Annotated in this window: 20 protein-coding genes; 7 read left to right on the top strand and 13 right to left on the bottom strand. The window is 73.0% G+C overall.

Features of this window, described 5'->3' with window-relative positions:
* Positions 1-11: 11 nt before the first annotated feature.
* The 4 genes from ACN269_RS28175 to ACN269_RS28160 all read right to left on the bottom strand — a co-directional run bounded on the left by ACN269_RS28175 (position 12) and on the right by ACN269_RS28160 (position 3,607).
* Entirely contained in the window at positions 12-758 is a 747-nt protein-coding gene (locus ACN269_RS28175; protein ID WP_421475267.1) for an MBL fold metallo-hydrolase, read from the bottom strand.
* Positions 759-818: 60 nt separating this feature from the next.
* Positions 819-2,045: a hypothetical protein gene (locus ACN269_RS28170; RefSeq protein ID WP_421475266.1), complete on the bottom strand. Its 1,227-nt coding sequence runs from the start codon at positions 2,043-2,045 to the stop codon at positions 819-821.
* A 54-nt stretch (positions 2,046-2,099) separates the two neighbouring features.
* On the bottom strand, positions 2,100-3,350 hold the full coding sequence (locus ACN269_RS28165; RefSeq protein ID WP_421475265.1) for a DUF222 domain-containing protein: 1,251 nt from the start codon (positions 3,348-3,350) through the stop codon (positions 2,100-2,102).
* 68 nt (positions 3,351-3,418) lie between these two features.
* Positions 3,419-3,607 carry a hypothetical protein gene (locus tag ACN269_RS28160; protein ID WP_421475264.1) on the bottom strand — a complete coding sequence of 63 codons (189 nt, stop codon included), beginning with the start codon at positions 3,605-3,607 and terminating at the stop codon, positions 3,419-3,421.
* A gap of 88 nt (positions 3,608-3,695) precedes the next feature.
* Here ACN269_RS28160 and ACN269_RS28155 point away from each other — a divergent pair, with 88 nt between their 5' ends.
* Entirely contained in the window at positions 3,696-4,004 is a 309-nt protein-coding gene (locus ACN269_RS28155; RefSeq protein ID WP_421475263.1) for a hypothetical protein, read from the top strand.
* Here the strand turns inward: ACN269_RS28155 and ligD are convergent.
* Positions 4,001-5,023 carry a non-homologous end-joining DNA ligase gene (gene ligD / locus ACN269_RS28150; RefSeq protein ID WP_421475262.1) on the bottom strand — a complete coding sequence of 341 codons (1,023 nt, stop codon included), beginning with the start codon at positions 5,021-5,023 and terminating at the stop codon, positions 4,001-4,003. The genes ACN269_RS28155 and ligD overlap by 4 nt on opposite strands.
* Before the next feature lie 47 nt (positions 5,024-5,070).
* Between ligD and msrB the strand changes: the two genes are divergently transcribed.
* Positions 5,071-5,475, top strand: coding sequence for a peptide-methionine (R)-S-oxide reductase MsrB (gene msrB, locus ACN269_RS28145; RefSeq protein WP_421475261.1), 405 nt, complete (start codon positions 5,071-5,073; stop codon positions 5,473-5,475).
* On the opposite strand, the gene ACN269_RS28140 is transcribed toward msrB, so the two are convergent.
* The 3 genes from ACN269_RS28140 to ACN269_RS28130 all read right to left on the bottom strand — a co-directional run bounded on the left by ACN269_RS28140 (position 5,441) and on the right by ACN269_RS28130 (position 7,239).
* A complete protein-coding gene (locus ACN269_RS28140) occupies positions 5,441-6,046 on the bottom strand; it encodes a DUF305 domain-containing protein (protein ID WP_421475260.1) in 606 nt (201 codons plus the stop codon). The two genes, msrB and ACN269_RS28140, sit on opposite strands and share 35 nt — an antisense overlap.
* A 61-nt stretch (positions 6,047-6,107) precedes the next feature.
* A complete protein-coding gene (locus tag ACN269_RS28135; protein WP_421475259.1) occupies positions 6,108-6,854 on the bottom strand; it encodes a lytic polysaccharide monooxygenase in 747 nt (248 codons plus the stop codon).
* A 109-nt stretch (positions 6,855-6,963) separates the two neighbouring features.
* Positions 6,964-7,239 carry an isoamylase early set domain-containing protein gene (locus tag ACN269_RS28130; RefSeq protein ID WP_421475258.1) on the bottom strand — a complete coding sequence of 92 codons (276 nt, stop codon included), beginning with the start codon at positions 7,237-7,239 and terminating at the stop codon, positions 6,964-6,966.
* 154 nt (positions 7,240-7,393) lie between these two features.
* On the opposite strand from ACN269_RS28130, the gene ACN269_RS28125 reads away from it, so the two are divergent.
* From ACN269_RS28125 to ACN269_RS28115, 3 genes are all read left to right on the top strand, one after another.
* Positions 7,394-7,654 carry a Prokaryotic metallothionein gene (locus tag ACN269_RS28125; protein ID WP_355051720.1) on the top strand — a complete coding sequence of 87 codons (261 nt, stop codon included), beginning with the start codon at positions 7,394-7,396 and terminating at the stop codon, positions 7,652-7,654.
* A 47-nt stretch (positions 7,655-7,701) separates the two neighbouring features.
* Entirely contained in the window at positions 7,702-8,169 is a 468-nt protein-coding gene (locus tag ACN269_RS28120; protein WP_421475257.1) for a GNAT family N-acetyltransferase, read from the top strand.
* A 117-nt stretch (positions 8,170-8,286) separates the two neighbouring features.
* Positions 8,287-9,417 (top strand): lytic polysaccharide monooxygenase auxiliary activity family 9 protein, encoded by a 1,131-nt coding sequence (locus ACN269_RS28115; RefSeq protein WP_421475256.1) that lies wholly within the window; start codon positions 8,287-8,289, stop codon positions 9,415-9,417.
* Positions 9,418-9,632: 215 nt separating this feature from the next.
* Here the strand turns inward: ACN269_RS28115 and hemQ are convergent, their stop codons facing one another.
* From hemQ to hemE, 3 genes are read right to left on the bottom strand one after another with little or no spacing between them, the layout of a single operon-like run.
* Positions 9,633-10,334, bottom strand: a complete 702-nt coding sequence (gene hemQ, locus ACN269_RS28110) for a hydrogen peroxide-dependent heme synthase (protein ID WP_421475255.1) — start codon at positions 10,332-10,334, stop codon at positions 9,633-9,635.
* Positions 10,331-11,740 (bottom strand): protoporphyrinogen oxidase, encoded by a 1,410-nt coding sequence (hemG, locus tag ACN269_RS28105; RefSeq protein WP_421475254.1) that lies wholly within the window; start codon positions 11,738-11,740, stop codon positions 10,331-10,333. The genes hemQ and hemG overlap by 4 nt, the downstream gene beginning before the upstream one ends.
* 8 nt (positions 11,741-11,748) lie before the next feature.
* Entirely contained in the window at positions 11,749-12,846 is a 1,098-nt protein-coding gene (hemE, locus tag ACN269_RS28100) for a uroporphyrinogen decarboxylase (protein WP_421475253.1), read from the bottom strand.
* Between the two features lie 137 nt (positions 12,847-12,983).
* Between hemE and ACN269_RS28095 the strand changes: the two genes are divergently transcribed.
* A complete protein-coding gene (locus tag ACN269_RS28095; protein WP_421475252.1) occupies positions 12,984-13,559 on the top strand; it encodes a DUF3000 domain-containing protein in 576 nt (191 codons plus the stop codon).
* Between the two features lie 28 nt (positions 13,560-13,587).
* On the opposite strand, the gene ACN269_RS28090 is transcribed toward ACN269_RS28095, so the two are convergent.
* Together ACN269_RS28090 and ACN269_RS28085 are read right to left on the bottom strand one after the other, a co-directional pair.
* On the bottom strand, positions 13,588-14,352 hold the full coding sequence (locus ACN269_RS28090; RefSeq protein WP_421475251.1) for a hypothetical protein: 765 nt from the start codon (positions 14,350-14,352) through the stop codon (positions 13,588-13,590).
* Positions 14,353-14,495: 143 nt separating this feature from the next.
* Positions 14,496-15,686, bottom strand: coding sequence for a S1C family serine protease (locus tag ACN269_RS28085; protein ID WP_421475250.1), 1,191 nt, complete (start codon positions 15,684-15,686; stop codon positions 14,496-14,498).
* 206 nt (positions 15,687-15,892) lie between these two features.
* On the opposite strand from ACN269_RS28085, the gene ACN269_RS28080 reads away from it, so the two are divergent.
* Complete coding sequence (locus ACN269_RS28080) at positions 15,893-17,218, top strand: ribonuclease D (protein WP_421475249.1); 1,326 nt, start codon at positions 15,893-15,895, stop codon at positions 17,216-17,218.
* The last annotated feature ends 104 nt before the right edge of the window (positions 17,219-17,322 follow it).

Below are 17,322 nucleotides of genomic sequence, written 5' to 3'. Positions count from 1 at the left end.
GATCGCGCGCCCTACGCCGTCCTGCTCAGGTAGGCGGCCGCCAACTGGCGCAGGCGCGTCCGGTCGAAGCTGTCCCCGTGCCCGGGGTGGACGACGGCCACGTCGAGGTCGGCAAGGAACTCCATGCTGCGCCGGTAGGCCGCCACGTCGGAGTTCGGCAGGTTGTCGATCAGCCAGCCCTCGTAGACGACGTCGCCGGAGTAGAGGGTGCCGGTGCGCTCCTCGAACAGGGCGATGCTGCCCGGCGTGTGACCGGGGAGGTGCAACACGGTCAGCTCCCGTCCGCCCAGGTCGACCCGGTCACCGTCGTCGAGCACGCGGCTCAGGGCCATGGGCTCGACGCGGTAGGCGGTCGGGTCGTAGCCCGGGTCCGGCAGGGCGTCGAGCAGGAGGTCCGGGACCGGCTCCCCCGCCGCGTCGATGCCGAGTTTGTCGTAGAGGTCCGCGCCGTACAGGCTCGCCGGCACCCCCGCCGCCAGCACCTGCGCCTCGGCACGATGGGCAGCGCGGTCGACGAACTCGGACGCCCCACCAACGTGGTCGAGGTGCGCGTGGGTGAGCAGGACCAGTGGATCGCGGGCGAACATGCCCGGGACCGCCTGTCGCAGGGCGACCACGCCGAGCCCCGCGTCGATGACGATGTCGCGGTCGGTGCCGCGCAACCACCAGAGGTTCGCCGACAGGAGTTCGTTGACGTGTGGCTCCCCGACGCGGATGACGCCCGGGCCCACCTCGACCTGCGTGAACCAGTCGACCATGGGCATCAGTGTGCCAGCGATGCCAGTTCGGCACCGTCCCCGTTGGAGGGTCCGCACCCCTCACCCGCCGGAGACCCGACCCGGGTTGTTCATCTGGCGACGGAACGCGAGGTACGCGGTCAGGTTCGCCAGCAGCATCACCACCCCGATCGCCGAGGCCAGGAGCCCGACGTCGAGGCTCGGCAGCGCCACGAAGGTCAGCGCGGCGAGCACGATGGCGAAGATGTTGAGGAAGGTGAAGGCCAGCACCAACTCGTTGAGCAGGCGGGACCGCCGGTCCTGGAGGCGACCCACCAGTTGCTGGTGCAACGTACGGACGAAGTCGAGCCGCTCGTCGAGCGTGGTGAGCACCAGCCGGAACTTCCACTGCTGCTCCAGCGCGTTCCACACGGTGCCGCCCGCCGCGTCGAGGTGCGCCTCCACCGACGAATAGCCGAGCCGGAAGAGGCGGATGCGGTGGTAGCCACTGAGAATGCGCTTGGCCTGGTCTTCGAGAGCGCTCATGGACAGGCCGGCACGCCCCGGGTCGATCTGGGACAACTCCGCCGAGAGCACCGCGTCATAGCGTAGGGCCGCGGCCCAGCAGACGTGGTGCACCCCGGTCAACCGCGCCAACAGCAGGGCCGGGCGCGAACCGAAATCACTGACCACCGCCGTGGTGTGCGAGCCGACCCGCAACACGCCATCGGAGATGCCGTCGGGCGTGCAGTCCACGCCGTCCGGGGTGAACTGCACAGCGATGGCACGTCGGCGCGCCGGGTCGCAGTCCGGGTGCACCCGCACGGCGAAGGTGGTGTTGGCCCAGAGGACGAAGACCTCGTCCGTACCGGCCGGCACCGGCAGGACGGCGCGCAGGAGTCGCGTCGCCGCGGGCACCATCCGCTGGACCGGCGGCGCCACCTCGGCCACCACGTCGTCGGTGCCGTCGACGATGCCGTGCGGCAGCTCGTACGTCACGCACAGCAGGCCACAGTCGACGTTCCAGATGCTGATCCGGGCCGAGACCACCTGCCATGCGCCGGATTCCGTGGTGGGCAGCAGCGCGGGATCGATCTCCTGCCCGGCCGCCCGCAGGACCTCCACGCCACCGCTGATCTCCATCGTCGGCCGGGGCATGCTGGCGAGCAGTTCGTCGAGGAGTCGTTGACCGTAGGGCTGCAACGCCAGGTCGTCGAGGCCGTCGGTGACGCGCCACCCCGAGGGCACGTCATCGTCGAGACCGGGCGGCGCGGAGAGCTGACACGGGAAGTAGGCGAGCACCCGTACCGACGTGACGTCCTTGAGCATCAGCCACCTCTCCCCCGACGAGCCCTCGCAGGGTATCGACAATGTCAACTGCCCCTACGTCCGCCGATGGAATTCGTTGCGGCGCGGGAGGCGGTCGGGGTCGAGCCAGGCCGGCGGTATGAACTCCGGACGGCCGTCGTCGCCCAGCCGCACCACCCAGTCGGCCTGGTGGACGTGCCGGTGGTGGTGGCCGCAGAGCAGGACGGCGTTGTCGAGGCTGGTCGGCCCGCCGTCGGCCCAGTGCCGGATGTGGTGGGCGGCGCACCAGCGCGGCGGCCGGTCGCAGCCCGGGAAGGCGCAGCCCCGGTCACGCAGCACCAGTGCCCGCCGCAGCGGCCCGGTGACAAGGCGGCGTTGCCGGCCGACGTCGAGGACCTGCCCGGCGCCGCCGAGCACGGCCGGCAGCACGGCGGCGTCGCAGGCGAGCCGGCGCACCGTGTCAGGAGTGAGTCGCAGGCCGACGTCGAGCGCCCCGACGCCCAACTGCCGGGTCAGCCCATCGAAGCTGGTGGTCACGACGAGCTGCGCGGGGTCGCCGCCCGTCTCCGGCAGTTCGCCGGTGCGCAGCGCCAGCCGGCACACGTCCGCGAGGGCGTCGTGGCGGCGCTGCCCGGCGCAGCGGGTGTCGTCCGGCCCGGAGGGCGCGCTCAGCGGATCGATGGCGGCGCGCAGCAGCGCGGCGGTCTCGGCGTCGAGGATGCCGCTGAGCCGGAGCCGCCCACCGGTCTGCTCGGAGACGGTGACGTGCCGGTCGCGGGCTTCCCGGGCGGCCTCGGCGGCCAGGGTTGCCGCGTCGGCGGCATCGGCGAGGTCGGGGGCGACGTGGTCGAGGATCCGGGTGCCCATCCGCCGCAGCAGCGTCGGCTCGAACTGCCCCGCCCACTCGACGAGCATCCCGACCGCCCTGTCGGCCACCTCCGTACCCGCCACGGCCGACACCGTGGCGGCCGTGTCGGCGATGACCCGGGCCTGCTCCACGCTGACCGCGCCGTCCGCCAACGCCTGCCGCACGGCGGGTGGCGCGACGTCGACCGAGGCCGCGAGGGCGACCAGCCGGCGCGCGGCACCGATGTCGAGTCGCAGCCGCCCACGCAGCCACACCGCCGTCGAGGACGCGCCCTGCGCGACAGCCGTGCCCCGACCGTCCAACTCGCGCACGAGGGCCAACTGCACCGCCGCCAGCCGCTGCGCAAGCCGGTGGGTGGCGTCCAACGCCGCGATCAGATCGGGCTCGGCGAGGGCCCAGACGGCGGTGTCGGCGCACGCCGCCACCGCCCGATCCGCCCGCGCCAACTCATCGATCACCAGCAAATTCTAGAACAGGTGTACGACAAGACTCCGCTGCCGCAGTCGCGGCGCGTGCCGCTGATCGGTCAGCTCGTCGTGGCTTCCGGACGGTGCTTTTTGATCCAGGCCTCGACGTCCGACCTACGCCAGACCTTGCCCATGGCCAGCACGGCGACCGGCTCCGGGAAGTTGCGCTGGTTGGCGATGACCGACGCGCGCTGCCGCGACACGTTGCCGAGCATCACCCGGATCTCCGCCACGCCAACCAGGTCCACACGTTGACGATGACAGCGGCGATGTCCGCTCACTCCGACAACTACGCAGACTATTGACACTGACAATAGCCTCACCCACGATGGGGTGATGCCTTCGCCGAACGAGCCGCGCGTCCCGCACCACCAGCGGAGGGCGATCCGCCCGCACACTCCGATGCGCCCCCTGTGGCTCTGCCGCGTCTGTGCGGCCGCCTGGCCGTGCCCGCCGGCCCGACTGCTGCTGGCCATGCAGTACCGGCGGGATCGGGTGGGGTTGTCGGTCTACCTGGCGAGCCAGCTGTTCGAGGCGACGGCCGACCTGCTGAAGCTGAACCCGGACGCGGTACCCGACCCTCGGGAGCTGTTCGACAGGTTCGTGGCGTGGACTGCCCGGCCGCCCTCGGGACAGCGGAGCTAGGGGGTGCGCTTGGCGCGGCTGGGTTGCACGCGCTTGGGTTCGCCGGGCATCTTCGGGTGGTCCGGCGGGTACGGCAGGTCGCCCTGGCCGGCGGCGGCGTCGCGGTCGGCCCACTCCAGCAGGGGCGTGATGTCCCACGGGGTGTCGTCGATGCCGGCGTGCGGGTCGCCCTGCTCGGCCAGTCGGGCCGGCACGGTACGCAGGTCGAAGTCGTCCGGGTCGACGTCGGGCAGCTCGTCCCAGGTGACCGGGGTGGAGACGGTGGCCCGGGCGTTGGCGCGCAGCGAGTACGCGCAGGCGATCGTCCGGTCGCGGGCCATCTGGTTGTAGTCGACGAAGACCCGGCTGCCGCGCTCCTCCTTCCACCAGGCGGTGGTCACCAGATCGGGGTTGCGGCGCTCGACCTCGCGGGCCAGGGCGATGGTGGCGCGGCGCACCTCGGTGAACGTCCAGCGGGGTTGGATGCGCAGGTAGACGTGCACGCCGCGCCCGCCGGACGTCTTCGGCCAGCCGGTCGCGCCCAGCTCGTCGAGGACGGCGCGCACCTCGGCGGCGGCCCGGGCCGCGTCGGCGAAGTCGGTGCCGGGTTGCGGGTCGAGGTCGACGCGCAGCTCGTCCGGGCGGTCGGTGTCGGCGGCGCGTACCGGCCACGGATGGAACACGATCGTGCCCATCTGCGCCGCCCAGGCCACGTGCGCCAGGTCGGCCGGGCACAGCTCGGCCGCGCCGCGACCGCTCGGGAAGGTGATGTCGGCGGTGGTGATCCAGGGCGGCACACCCCGGGTGGGCACCCGCTTCTGGAAGAACGCCTCACCCTCGACGCCCTCGGGGAAGCGCTGCAGCGTGGTGGGCCGGTCCCGCAAGGCGCGCATGATCCCGTCGCCGACGGCCAGGTAGTAGTGGAAGACGTCCGCCTTGGTGAAGCCCCGCTGGGGGAAGATCACCCGGTCGGGGCTGCTGAGCCGTACGGTGTGCCCGGCCACCTCGACCTCGGCGACCGCTGCCTTGGTGCCACCCATCCCGCGACCTTATGCCACGCCCCCGACGTTCGACGTACCGTTGACGGGTGAGTCTCGACGACAACAACCTGCCCACCACCGAGGACGAGTGGCGCGTGCGCCTGACCCCGGAGGAGTTCCACGTCCTGCGGGAGCACGGCACCGAGCGCCCGTGGACCGGCGAGTACGTGGACACCAAGACGCCGGGCGTCTACCACTGCCGGGCCTGCGGTCTGGAACTCTTCTCCAGCGACACGAAGTTCGACTCGCACTGCGGGTGGCCGAGCTTCGACGACGCCATCCCGGGTCGGGTCAAGGAGATCGAGGACCGCAGCCTCGGCATGTCCCGTACGGAGATCCGCTGCGCCCGCTGCGACAGTCACCTCGGGCACGTGTTCCACGGCGAGGGTTTCACGCCGAAGGACACCCGGCACTGCGTCAACTCGATCTCGGTGCGCCTGGAACCCCGCTGACCTGATCGTCGTACCCGCTGAGTAGCTGGACCTCGGCGGACCGGGACTGTTCGATCCGCCGGGCCAGGTCGCGGACCCGCTCGTCGCGGCCGACGCCGACCTGGGCCCGGGCCAGGTCGGCGGCGGCGCGCTGGTGGTCGGTGAGGACCTCGCGCAGCACCCGGTCGACGTCGGCGTTCGACGCGGCCCGCAGCCGGTCGAGCGCCGCGTCGTCGCCGTGTCCGGCGTGGTCGTGGCCGACGGTGACGTCGACGCCCGGTCCGCTCGTCGGCAACCACCCACGCATGGTCGACAGCTCGTCGGCCTCGGTCACCTCGATGGCGGCGGCCAGGGTGCGCAGCGCGTCGTCGCGCAGCCGGTCCCGGGCGAGCCGGACGATCTGGAGGGTGCGTTCGCTGTGCCCCGCCATGGTGCTCAGGAACACCACGTCGATGCCGCTGAGCTCGACGGCGGCCGGCGCGGAGTCGGCCACCACCGGGGACGCGGGAACCGGTGGGCGCGGGGACGGCCCGGCGCAGCCGGCGAGCAGCGACGCGGCGACCAACCACGCCAGAGGGGTTGCGCGGGGCATGCCGGGGCTCCGATCGGGTGGGGGTGGCGACGCGGGTGCGGCCGGGACCGCACCCGCGCGGTCAGACCTGCTGCCAGAGCGCCGGTACGTTCGGCGGCTCCCAGCCGGAGATCGCCGTGTGCGCCTGCCGGCAGCGGTACGTGAGACCGCCGTAGGTGACCTGGTCACCGACCTGGTACGCCCGCCCGGCCGTCCAACTGCCACCCGCCGGGGGTGGGGTCGTCGGCGCGGCGGTCGGGCTGGTGGTCGGCCGCGGCGTGGGTGAGGTGGTCGGCGCGGGGGTGGGCGTCGACCCGCCGCCGCCGATCTGCACGTCGATGCAGGAGTAGAAGGCGTTCGCGGTGTCGGAGATGTTCCAGACCGCGAGGATCTTCTGTCGCCCGGAGAAACCGCCCAGGTTGACGGTGTGCGAGACCGTCGCGCCGGGCTGCTGCCCGTTGCCGTTGACCACGCCGACCCGGGTGTTGCCGATCCAGTACTCCCAGTTGCTGGTGGCGTGCCGGGCGGTGTTCACCCAGGTGAAGGTCAGCGAGCTGCCGACCGACGTGGCCGGCCAGCCCCGGCTGTCGTCGTTGAGGACGGCGAACTGGCTGATGCCGGCGTTGCAGCTCTTGAGGCCCTTGGGCCCTTCGACGCTCTGCGGCTCGTACTTGATCTGCCCACAGTCGGGCACCTTGCCCTGCGCGCAGAGCGCCTGCCGGCTCGGCGGGGCGGAGACGTAGCCGTGCGCCTGGGCGGGCGCGGCGACGGTGAGGGTGGCGGCGACAGCGCCCGCCGCCACCAGCGGGACGGTGATTCTTCGACGCATGGGGGCAGCTCCTTCTGCAGGTGCGGTGAGGTGCCCCCAAGGTAATTTAAACTTTATTAACAGTAAAGAGCATCACCGATAAATGCATCGATGGTGACGAGTTGACCTCTCAGAGTCGCAGCAGGCTGCCGCCGCCATCGATCCCGTCGGCCGTCTCGTCGTCGAGCCAGACGCCACCGGTGGCGAGGTAGCGGAAGCGGTACTCCCCCGGACCGAGCCGTACGGTCACCGTCCGGGTGCCGTCGCGGCGGGCCACCAACTCGTGCCGGCCGGGCTCCCAGTCGTTGAACGAACCCACGACACTCACCGGACCGGGCGGCGCATCCCGGGGAAGGCAGAAGGTCACCCGGGTCTGGCTGCCGAACAGCTTGTTGCGTTTGATCATGGCGATCCTCCGGGGTCACGGCGGTTCACCTGGCCTAACGCACGACACGCCGACGCCGACACGCCGCCCAGGCCGGCGGACTGGCGGTAATTCGCCCGCCGCCGTCCCACCCTGAGGCACCCTGAGGTCACATGTCCTGATACGGGGGGTTCCTGTGGCAACGTGCGAGGTCTGCGGCAACGACTACTGGATGGCGTTCGAGGTGCACACGGTCAGCGGCGACGTGCACACCTTCGACTCCTTCGAGTGCGCGATCCACCGCATGGCGCCCATCTGCGAACACTGCCAGGTCAAGATCGTCGGGCACGGCGTCGAGGTCAACGGCCGGTTCTTCTGCTGCGGGCACTGCGCCCGGGCGGTCGAGGGCGCCGAGGGCGCAGAGATCCGCGACGCCGTCGGCGCGCGTCCCGCCTGACCCCCCGGCGCGTACGCCCCCCGAACCGCCCGACCTAGGATCGGTGGGTGCCCCAGCAGACCACCGAGATCCGGACCGCCCTCTTCGCCGACTTGGACGCCCGCACCTTCCACGACCTGCTCAAGCTGCGCGTCGACGTGTTCGTGGTGGAGCAGAACTGCCCGTACCCGGAGCTCGACGGGCGCGACGTCGAGCCGGGCACCCGACACGTCTGGCTGACCGACGGCGACGCGCTGCTGGCGTACCTGCGGATCCTCGCCGACCCGGACGGCCTCGCCCGGATCGGCCGGGTGGTGGTCGCCCCGGCGGCCCGGCGTGGCGGGCACGCCGGCCGGCTGATGGCCGCGGCGCTGGACCTCATCGGCGACCGGCCCAGCGTGCTGGAGGCCCAGTCGCACCTGGTCGCGTTCTACGCCCGATACGGTTTCACGGTCAGCGGCCCGGAGTACGTCGAGGACGGCATCCCGCACACCCCCATGCGCCGCGACCCGCGACCGGTGGCCATTGACGTCTGACGATCAACCTGGCATCGTGCCGGGTAGAGCCATCGCGGGAGCCAGCGAGTAGGCACGGGAGCGGGCAACTCCCGGCAGTCCGGGTGTCGTCGTCCGACCTCATCCCCCGGGGGCTCCATGTCCACAATCGCCCGAACACCACGCGTGCTCCGGCCGCTCGCCGTCGCGGCAGCCGCCACGCTCCTGTTGACCACGGCGCTCAGCGTCTCGCTGGTCCCATCCGCCTCCGCGCACGGCTCGGTCGTCGACCCACCCTCGCGCAGCTACAGCTGCTGGCAGCGCTGGGGCGGTGACTTCCAGAACCCGCGCATGGCCACCGAGGACCCGATGTGCTGGCAGGCCTGGCAGGCCGACCCGCAGGCCATGTGGAACTGGAACGGCCTGTTCCGGGAGGGCGTGGCCGGTAACCACCAGGGCGCCATCCCGAACGGCCAACTGTGCAGCGGCGGACGCACCCAGAACGGCCGCTACAACGCCATGGACACGGTCGGCGCCTGGAAGACCACGTCGGTGGCGAACAACTTCCGGCTGCGCTTCTTCGACCAGGCCAGCCACGGCGCCGACTACATCCGGGTGTACGTGACCAAGCAGGGCTTCAACTCGGCCACCCAGCCGCTGGGCTGGAACGACCTGGAGTTGGCCGGCCAGATCGGCAACACCCCGGCGTCGCAGTGGACCAGGGAGGCCGATGGCGTCTCCATCCAGATCCCGGTCAACGCGACGGGACGGACCGGCCGGCACATCGTCTACACCATCTGGCAGGCAAGCCACCTGGACCAGTCGTACTACCTGTGCAGTGACGTGGACTTCGGTGGCGGCTCGACCCCGCCGCCGCCCACCACGCCGCCGCCGACGACGCCGCCGCCCACCACTCCCCCGCCCACCACCCCGCCGCCGACCACTCCGCCGCCGACGACTCCCCCGCCGAGCACCCCGCCGCCGGCCGGCGCCTGCACGGCGACGTACCAGGTCACGGGCCAGTGGACCGGAGGCTTCCAGGCCGAGGTGAAGGTCACCGCCGGTGGCTCACCCACCAGGGGCTGGTCGGTGAGCTGGAACTACAACAACGGTCAGCAGGTCGCCTCGGTGTGGAGCGCCACCGTCACCACCAACGGCACCCTGGTCACCGCGCGAAACGTCAACTACAACGGCACGCTTGCTGCCGGGCAGAGCACGACATTCGGTCTGCTCGGCTCGGGGAACGCCAGCGGCCAGGTTCCGCTGGTCTCCTGCACGGTGACCAGTTGACCTCCGGCCGGTGCCGCACCCGGGCGGGGGCGCGGCACCGGCCGGCAGGAATGCGGTGGTGCCCGGCGATCCGTCCGGGCACCACCTCCGCATGATCGAGGAGGTCGGCGGGCAGCCCGGTGCGTCGATCTTGCACTTTCGGTTGCCAGATCGCGGCCTATGCCCCTTTCGTCGCGACAGAAAGTGCAAGATCGCGGGGCAGGGGCGGGGCGGGGTCAGACGAGGCAGTTGACGATCTCGGCTACCGAGCGGCGGCGGCCCGTGTAGAACGGGACTTCCTCGCGGACGTGCCGGCGGGCCCCGGAGGCGCGCAGGTCCCGCATCAGGTCGACGATCCGGTGCAGCTCGTCGGCCTCGAACGCGAGCATCCACTCGTAGTCGCCAAGCGCGAACGAGGCGACCGTGTTGGCGCGTACGTCCGGGTAGCCGCGCGCCATCTTGCCGTGCTCGGCCAGCAGCTCACGCCGCTCGGCGTCCGGCAGCAGGTACCACTCGTACGAGCGCACGAACGGGTAGACGCACAGGTAGGGGCGGGCCTCCTCGCCGGCCAGAAACGCCGGGATGTGGCTCTTGTTGAACTCCGCCGGCCGGTGCAGCGCCATCTGCGACCACACCGGGGTCAGCGCCCGGCCCAGCGTCGTCCGGCGGAACCGCAGGTACGCGTCCTGGAGGGCGTCGCTCGACGCCGAGTGCCACCAGATCATCACGTCCGCGTCGGCGCGCAGGCCGGCCACGTCGTACACGCCCCGGATCACCACGTCCTTGCCGGCCAGCTCGTCGAAGAGGGACTCGACCTCACCGGTGACGTTGTCCCGCAGCGACGGCAGCGGTCCGCTGGCCCGGAACACCGACCACATCGTGTAGCGGATGCTGTCGTTCAGCTCCCGCAGCCGGGCCGCGTTGGTCTGCTCGGTCATCTCGCCGATCCTCCCAGTGCTGTGATGATCTCGTCGGCCGCCGTCTCGCCGGAACGGACGCAGACCGGTATGCCGACGCCGTCGTAGCCGGCGCCGGCCAGGACCAGGTTGGGGTGCGCGGCCCGCAGCGCCGTCCGCGCGGCGGCGACCCGGTCGGCGTGCCCCGGGGTGTACTGCGGCAGCGCGCCGCCCCACCGCTGCACGTGCCCGTCGACCGGCGCGGGCAGCGACGTACCGAGCACCGCCGACAACTCCCGGTGCACGGTCGCGGCCAGGTCGGCGTCCGGGCGCTGGAGCTGCGCCTCCTCGCCGTACCGGCCCACCGACGCGCGCACCAGCGCCAGCCCGTCCGGTCGCCGCAGGTGTCCCCACTTCGTGGTGAAGAACGTCGCCGCCTTGATCAGCAGCCCTTCGGTGCTCGGCACCAGGAAGCCGGACAGCTCGGGCAGCGCCGGCTCCGGCAGCGCCAGGGTGACCAGCGCGACGCTCGCGTAGTCCAGCTCGCCGACGACCGAGGCGGCCTGCGGGGCCGGGCCGGCGAGCAGCCGGGCCGCCGGCCGGGCCGGCACCGCCAGCACCACGGCGTCCACGTCGATGCGCTGCGGATCACGCGTCGGGCCGACGGTGAGCCGCCAGCCGCTGTCGGTCCGGGTCACCTCGCGCACGGCGGCGTCCCGCCGGATCGTCGCCCCGCTGGCCGTCACCGCCGCCTCGACGAGGGTGCCCAGCCCGCCGGTCAGGGTGCCGAAGACCGGGGCGCCGGGGGCGCGCGGGGCGGCTGCCTGCGCGGCCCGGACCGCGCCGATGAGGGTGTGCTCCACCCGCGCCGCGCGGGCCAGCGCCGGCATCGTGGTGACCAGCGACAGGTCGTCGGCGCGGCCCGCGTACACGCCGCCGAGCATCGGGTCGACCAGCCGGTCGACCACCTCGTCGCCGAAGCGGGAACGGACCAGCGCGCCCACCGAGACGTCCGCGTCCGGCCCGACCAGCGGCCGACCGCCGTCGGTGTCGGCGTCCGCCGCCGGCCGGGCGACCGTCGTCACCCGGTCCAGATCCCCGGGTACGCCGACAAGCGTGCCGCCCGGGATGGGGCGCAGCCCGCCGTCGACCACCAACGCGGCCTGCCCGACGGTGGGATGCACGATCCGCTCGGCCAGCCCGAGCCGGCGGGCCAGCGCCACCGCCGGGCTCTCGGCTCCGGTGGGGTCGCGCATCAGGAACGACTCGGCGCCGAACTCCACCGGTCCACCAGCCAGCGATCCGGTGCGCAGCTTGCCGCCCAGCGCGCCGGACTGCTCGTACACGGTGATCTCGGTGCCCTCCGGCGCGCGGTCGCGCAAGCGGACCGCGGCGGCCAACCCGGCGATCCCGCCGCCGACCACCGCCACCCGCCAGGGCTGTCGCATCGGCCCGGTCAGCCCTCGTCGGCCCGGCGGCTGGACACCTCGTGCACCAGCGCGACGACCCGGGTCAACACGTCCGGGTCGGTCTCCGGCAGCACACCGTGGCCGAGGTTGAACACGTGCCCGGGGGCCGCCTTGCCCTGCTCCAGGATACGGCGTACCTCGGCCTCGACCACCGGCCACGGCGCGAGCAGCACGCACGGGTCCAGGTTGCCCTGCACCGCCTTGTCCGGCCCGATCCGGCCGGTGGCCACGTCCAGTGGCGTACGCCAGTCGACGCCGACCACGTCCGCGCCGGCCTCGCCCATCGCGCCCAGCAGCTCGGCGGTGCCCACGCCGAAGTGGATGCGCGGCACACCGGCGTCCGCCAGCCCGCTGAGCACCTCCGTCGAGTGCGGCAGCACGTAACGGCGGTAGTCGGCCTCGGAGAGCGCGCCGGCCCACGAGTCGAAGAGCTGCACGGCGGACACCCCGGCCTCGATCTGCACCCGCAGGAAGGCCAGGGTCACCTCGGCCAGCCGGGCGCAGAGCGCGTGCCACAGCTCGGGGTCGCCGTACATCAGGGCCTTGGTCTTGGCGTGGGTCCGCGACGGGCCGCCCTCGACGAGGTAGCTGGCCAGCGTGAACGGCGCCCCGGCGAAGCCGATCAGCGGAGTGTCGCCCAGCTCGACCACGAGCTGGCGGACGGCCTCGTCCACGTACGGGACGTCGTCGCGGGTGATCAGGCGGATCCGCTCCACGTCGGCGGCGGTCCGGATCGGCTCGGCGACCACCGGGCCGGTGCCCGGCACGATGTCCAGGTCGATGCCGGCCGCGGCGACGGGCACCACGATGTCGCTGAACAGGATGGCCGCGTCCACCCCGTGCCGGCGCACCGGCTGGAGGGTGATCTCGGTGACCAGCTCCGGGCGGCGGCAGGACTCCAGCATCGGCACGTTGGCCCGGATCTCCCGGTACTCCGGAAGGGAGCGCCCCGCCTGGCGCATGAACCAGACCGGGGTGTGCGGGCCGGGCCGATGCCGACACGCCCGGACGAAGGGCGAGTCAGCCGGGCCGCCGGGGCGCGGGTGTCCGTCTCGGGCGGCAATGCCCGTGGTATCCGTGGTCATCGCCGCAATCGTGCCACGCCGCCCGCCTCGGACCGGGTGGGGGTGAGAGGAACGGCACGTTCCACACACCGGTGCCCCTCGGCGAGTGTCGGCGCGCCGTCGAAGCGGGCGACCACACGGCGGCATAGGCTGCCGGCATGGCCCCCCCGATCGCGCTCCCGGAGACCTTCGCCCGCGCGGTCGCCGGGCTGCGGTCGCCGGCGCCCCGGCCGGAGATCACACTGGAGGAGGTCGGCGCGCCCCAACGGCTCGCGCCGTACACGTTCGCGCTCTCCGCGACGGTGCTGCGCGACGACGACGAGGTGGCCACCGGGCGGCTGATCCTGCTGCACGACCCGGCCGGGCACGAGGCGTGGCAGGGCACCCTGCGGTTGGTCACCTACGTGACGGCCGAGTTGGAGGTCGACCTCGCCGCCGACCCGCTGCTTCCCGGGGTCGGCTGGACGTGGCTGACCGACGCCCTCGATACCCAGGACGCCCGGCACCGCGCGATCGGCGGAACGGTCACCCAGACCATGTCGACCCGGTTCGGTGACCTGGCCGGCCCGCCGACCGCCGGCGACATCGAGATCCGCGCCTCCTGGACGCCCCTCGACGACGACCTCGCCCCACACCTGCTCGGGTGGTGCACCCTGCTCGCCTCGACGGCCGGCCTGCCCCCACCCGGGGTCACCGCGCTCGCCGACCGCCGCCCGGCCGCCACCGCCGGATAGCTGCGGTGGCGGCGGACGGCACGGCGGATCAGAGGTAGTTCTCGGCCTCGTCGCAGACCTTGTCGAGGCCCTTCATCGCCGCGTCGTACTTGCCCTTGTTGCCGGCCGCCGCCGCACCCAGCGCCGTGGTCAGCTTGTCCAGGCAACTGGCGATGACCTTCTTCTGCCGGGCCTGCTCGTCACGGTCGTTCCGGGTACCGGTCAGGTCCTGCTCGGTGTTGTCGAGCTTGTCCTGCATGGCCTGCAGTTCGGTCTTGAGCCGACCGATCTCGGTGGTGTTGGCCGCGATGGTGCCGTCCCGCTGGCTGACCTGGGCGTTGAGACGCTTCTCGGTCCGGTTCAGCTCGTTGTTCTTGGTCACGAACAGCCCGGTCATCACCCCGCTGACGAGGAAGAGCAGCGTGGCCACCAGGGCCAGCACCAGTACGGCGCGGCTGCGCCGAGGGGCCGGCACAGCGCCGTACGGCGCCATACCGGGCGGGCCCGACATGGGCTGCCCGTACGCCGGGCCGGAGACCGGCGGCGCGGACATGGGCTGCCCGGCGTAGGGCGGGGCGCTGGCCGGGTAGGCCGGCTGGCCGGCGTACTGCGGGGCAGCCTGGCCCGGGGCGTACTGCTGCGGGGCGGGCTGACCGACCGGGTACTGCGCGGTCGGTTCGGTGCCGGTCGGCTGGGGCGCCGCCGCGTGCGGCACCGTCGCGTCGGCGTCGGGCGGACCGGCCGGCGGGGCGGCGGGCGTCGGCGTCGGGCCGGCGGGCGGGAGGCCCTCCGGGCCGGTCGGTGGCTGGGACATGTTCTTCCTCCAGGTGAGCAGGTCCACCGCCGGGGGCGCGCGACGGACCGGATGCGGCGACAGGATCGTCGGGGCCGAGGGCCCGGACGAGGGTTGGGACGGCCGGGAGGGCCGTGCGTGGCACGAGCGGCCGGAGCCGCGGGTCAGCAGATCTTGAAACCGTCGCAGGCGACCTTGATCGGTACGGCCAGCCCGATGCCCTCGGCGTCGCGGGCCTTGGCGGTGGCGATGCCGACCACCTGCTTGCTGCCGTTGATGACCGGGCCGCCGGAGTTGCCGGGGTTGATCGGCGCGTCGAACTGGATGGCCGGGCCGGAGCCACCCTGGGCGGCGCGTAACGCGCTCACCACACCGGTGGTGACGCTGTCCTCCAGGCCGAGCGGAGCGCCGACGACGACGATCTGCTGGCCGGACTTCACGGCGGTCGGCGCGGTGACCAGGCCGGTGAACTTGCCGGTGGTTCGCAGGTGCGCCACGTCGTTGGTCTTGTCGACCTTGACGATGGTGGCCGGGAAACGCTGGTCGGTGCGCTCCAGGAAGACCTCGCGTCCGCCGCCCTCCCACACCGACTCGACCACGTGGAAGTTGGTGAACAGGTTGGTGCCGCCGCCGGCCGCCGGCTTGCCCACCGCGAACGCGCTGCCGGTGAACTGGCCGGCCCGTACCCGGAACACGCTGGGCAGCACGGCGCTCGCCACCGCCTCCGGGTTGAACGCGGCGCCGGCCTGCTTCTCCAGGGCGTCGGCGCGCTTCTCCAGGCCGTCGAGGCGGGCGCCGTCGCCGTCCTGGGCCTGCGCGAGCCGACCGTCGGTGGCGGTGAGCCGGTCACCGAGCCGGTCGAGCTGGTACGCCTGCACACCGACCACGGCGGCCAGCGCGACGACGAGCACCGTGGCCAGCACGACCGGCCAGCGGCGTCGGGTGGGTCGCACGGGTGGCGGGGTGACACCCGGCCAGCCGGGCTGACCGCCGGGGTACGGCGCGCTGGCCAGGTCACCGGCGGGCGGGTAGCCACCGCCGTACGACGCGGGAGCGGCCGGGGCGTACGGCGCATAGGGAGCGGCCGGTCCAGGAGGTGCGGCGGGCGGGTTGGCCGGGGCGGGACCCTGGCCCCACTGCCCGCTGTTCGGCGGGGCCGACCATCCGGTACGGGGCGTCGGGACGGCGGTGGGTTGCTCGGTGCCGCCCGGCGTGCCGGACCAGGTGACGCCGGCCGGTGGATGCGGTTCGATGCGCGGGGGTAGTGGACCGGGCCGCTCGGCGGTCGAACCACTCATGCCGTCCGGGTCGGCGTCCATCGGTCGCCCGTCGCCCGCACCGAAACCAGCCGTCATGATCGTGTTGCCCTTCCCCGTGGTCTCCCCGTGCGGCCGTCATCCCGGATGTCACCCGGGGCCGACGGCTCGATGGACCGTACCTGCGCGAACGGGCTTTGTCTTCCCCGATGTCCGGCATCCGAAAGGACACCTTGCGGACACCTGGCCGACACACGCCGGACCGGCTGCGCACGCGGGATCGGTGCGCGCACTAGGGTTGGCAGGTGACCGACGAACCACCCCTGCGCCGTCGGCCCACCGCAGAACCTCCGGGACACGCACCCCAGCACCCGCCGTCGGCCCAGCCGCAGCCGGCGGGCGAGGGGCCCGACCCGACCGACGGTGGGCCCGTTCCGCTGACCGCCCCGCGTGACGGCACCCCCGAACCGGTGACCACCCCGGCCGAACTCGCCGAGGTCGTGGCCCGGTTCGCGGCGGGCACCGGCCCGGTTGCCCTGGATGCCGAGCGCGCCTCGGGCTACCGCTACAGCCAACGTGCGTACCTCGTGCAGCTCCGCCGCACGGGTGCCGGCACGGCGCTGATCGACCCGCTGCCGCTGCCCGACCTCAGCGCGCTGGACGCGGCGATCGGCGAGGCCGAGTGGGTGCTCCACGCGGCCAGTCAGGATCTGCCGTGTCTGGCCGAGGTGGGGCTGCGCCCCCGCCGGCTGTTCGACACGGAACTGGCCGCTCGGCTGGCCGGGTTCGAGCGGGTCGGCCTGGCCGCGCTGACCGAGCAGCTACTCGGCTACACCCTGGAGAAGCACCACTCGGCAGCCGACTGGTCGAGTCGTCCGCTGCCCGAGTCGTGGCTGACCTACGCCGCGCTCGACGTGGAGATGCTCACCGACCTGCGCGACGCGCTCGACGCCGAACTGGCCCGGCAGGGCAAGTCGGCGTGGGCCGCCGAGGAGTTCGCCGCCCTGGTCCGGACCGGCGCACGCCCACCCCGGGTGCGCGCCGAACCGTGGCGTCGGACGTCCGGCATCCACCGGGTACGAGGTGCGCGGGCCCAGGCCCGGGTCCGCTCCCTGTGGTACGCCCGGGACCAGATCGCCGCCCGACGGGACGCCGCGCCCGGTCGGGTGCTGCCCGACTCGGCCATCGTCGCGGCGGCCGAGCTGGACCCGAAGGACGAGAAGACGCTGCTGACGCTGCCCGGTTTCGGCGGCCGATCGGTCCGCCGGCTGGCCCGCACCTGGCTGGCCGCGCTCGACGACGCCCGGGAACTGCCGGACGACGCCCTGCCGGTCACCCCGACGGTGGAGGGTCCGCCCCCGCCGCACCGGTGGGCCGAGCGGGACCCGGTCGCGGCCGGTCGCCTGGCCCGCTGCCGGGAGGTGGTGGTCCGTCTCGCGGGCGAGCACAACCTGCCCCCGGAAAATCTGATCACCCCGGATTCGGTACGTCGCCTGGCCTGGACTCCTCCAGAGGAGATCACCGAGGCCACGGTGGCGGAGGCACTGCGCGGCTTCAACGCCCGCGAGTGGCAGATCGGCCTGCTCACCGCACACCTGACCGAGGCACTGGCCCCCAACCCCATCCCCTGACCCCGCCCGGCCGCCCGGCGTCCCGGCCGCCCGGCCGCCCGGGACGCCCGGGACGCCCGGGACGCCTGGGACGCCTGGGACGCCGTTGATCATGAAGTTATTGC

Origin of the sequence: Micromonospora sp. WMMD736, from assembly GCF_049179015.1 — a bacterium.
GTDB lineage: Bacteria > Actinomycetota > Actinomycetes > Mycobacteriales > Micromonosporaceae > Micromonospora.
This window is presented reverse-complemented; position numbering and strand designations above follow the sequence as displayed.

Coding starts and splice junctions, on each gene's coding strand:
- ACN269_RS28130 (WP_421475258.1), bottom strand. CDS start 7,239: ATGATCAAACGCAACAAGCTGTTCGGCAGCCAGACCCGGGTGACCTTC.
- ACN269_RS28155 (WP_421475263.1), top strand. CDS start 3,696: ATGCCTTCGCCGAACGAGCCGCGCGTCCCGCACCACCAGCGGAGGGCG.
- ACN269_RS28095 (WP_421475252.1), top strand. CDS start 12,984: ATGGCCCCCCCGATCGCGCTCCCGGAGACCTTCGCCCGCGCGGTCGCC.
- ACN269_RS28170 (WP_421475266.1), bottom strand. CDS start 2,045: ATGCTCAAGGACGTCACGTCGGTACGGGTGCTCGCCTACTTCCCGTGT.
- ligD (WP_421475262.1), bottom strand. CDS start 5,023: ATGGGTGGCACCAAGGCAGCGGTCGCCGAGGTCGAGGTGGCCGGGCAC.
- ACN269_RS28135 (WP_421475259.1), bottom strand. CDS start 6,854: ATGCGTCGAAGAATCACCGTCCCGCTGGTGGCGGCGGGCGCTGTCGCC.
- ACN269_RS28115 (WP_421475256.1), top strand. CDS start 8,287: ATGTCCACAATCGCCCGAACACCACGCGTGCTCCGGCCGCTCGCCGTC.
- ACN269_RS28085 (WP_421475250.1), bottom strand. CDS start 15,686: ATGACGGCTGGTTTCGGTGCGGGCGACGGGCGACCGATGGACGCCGAC.
- ACN269_RS28140 (WP_421475260.1), bottom strand. CDS start 6,046: ATGCCCCGCGCAACCCCTCTGGCGTGGTTGGTCGCCGCGTCGCTGCTC.
- ACN269_RS28175 (WP_421475267.1), bottom strand. CDS start 758: ATGGTCGACTGGTTCACGCAGGTCGAGGTGGGCCCGGGCGTCATCCGC.
- ACN269_RS28090 (WP_421475251.1), bottom strand. CDS start 14,352: ATGTCCCAGCCACCGACCGGCCCGGAGGGCCTCCCGCCCGCCGGCCCG.
- hemG (WP_421475254.1), bottom strand. CDS start 11,740: ATGCGACAGCCCTGGCGGGTGGCGGTGGTCGGCGGCGGGATCGCCGGG.
- hemQ (WP_421475255.1), bottom strand. CDS start 10,334: ATGACCGAGCAGACCAACGCGGCCCGGCTGCGGGAGCTGAACGACAGC.
- hemE (WP_421475253.1), bottom strand. CDS start 12,846: ATGACCACGGATACCACGGGCATTGCCGCCCGAGACGGACACCCGCGC.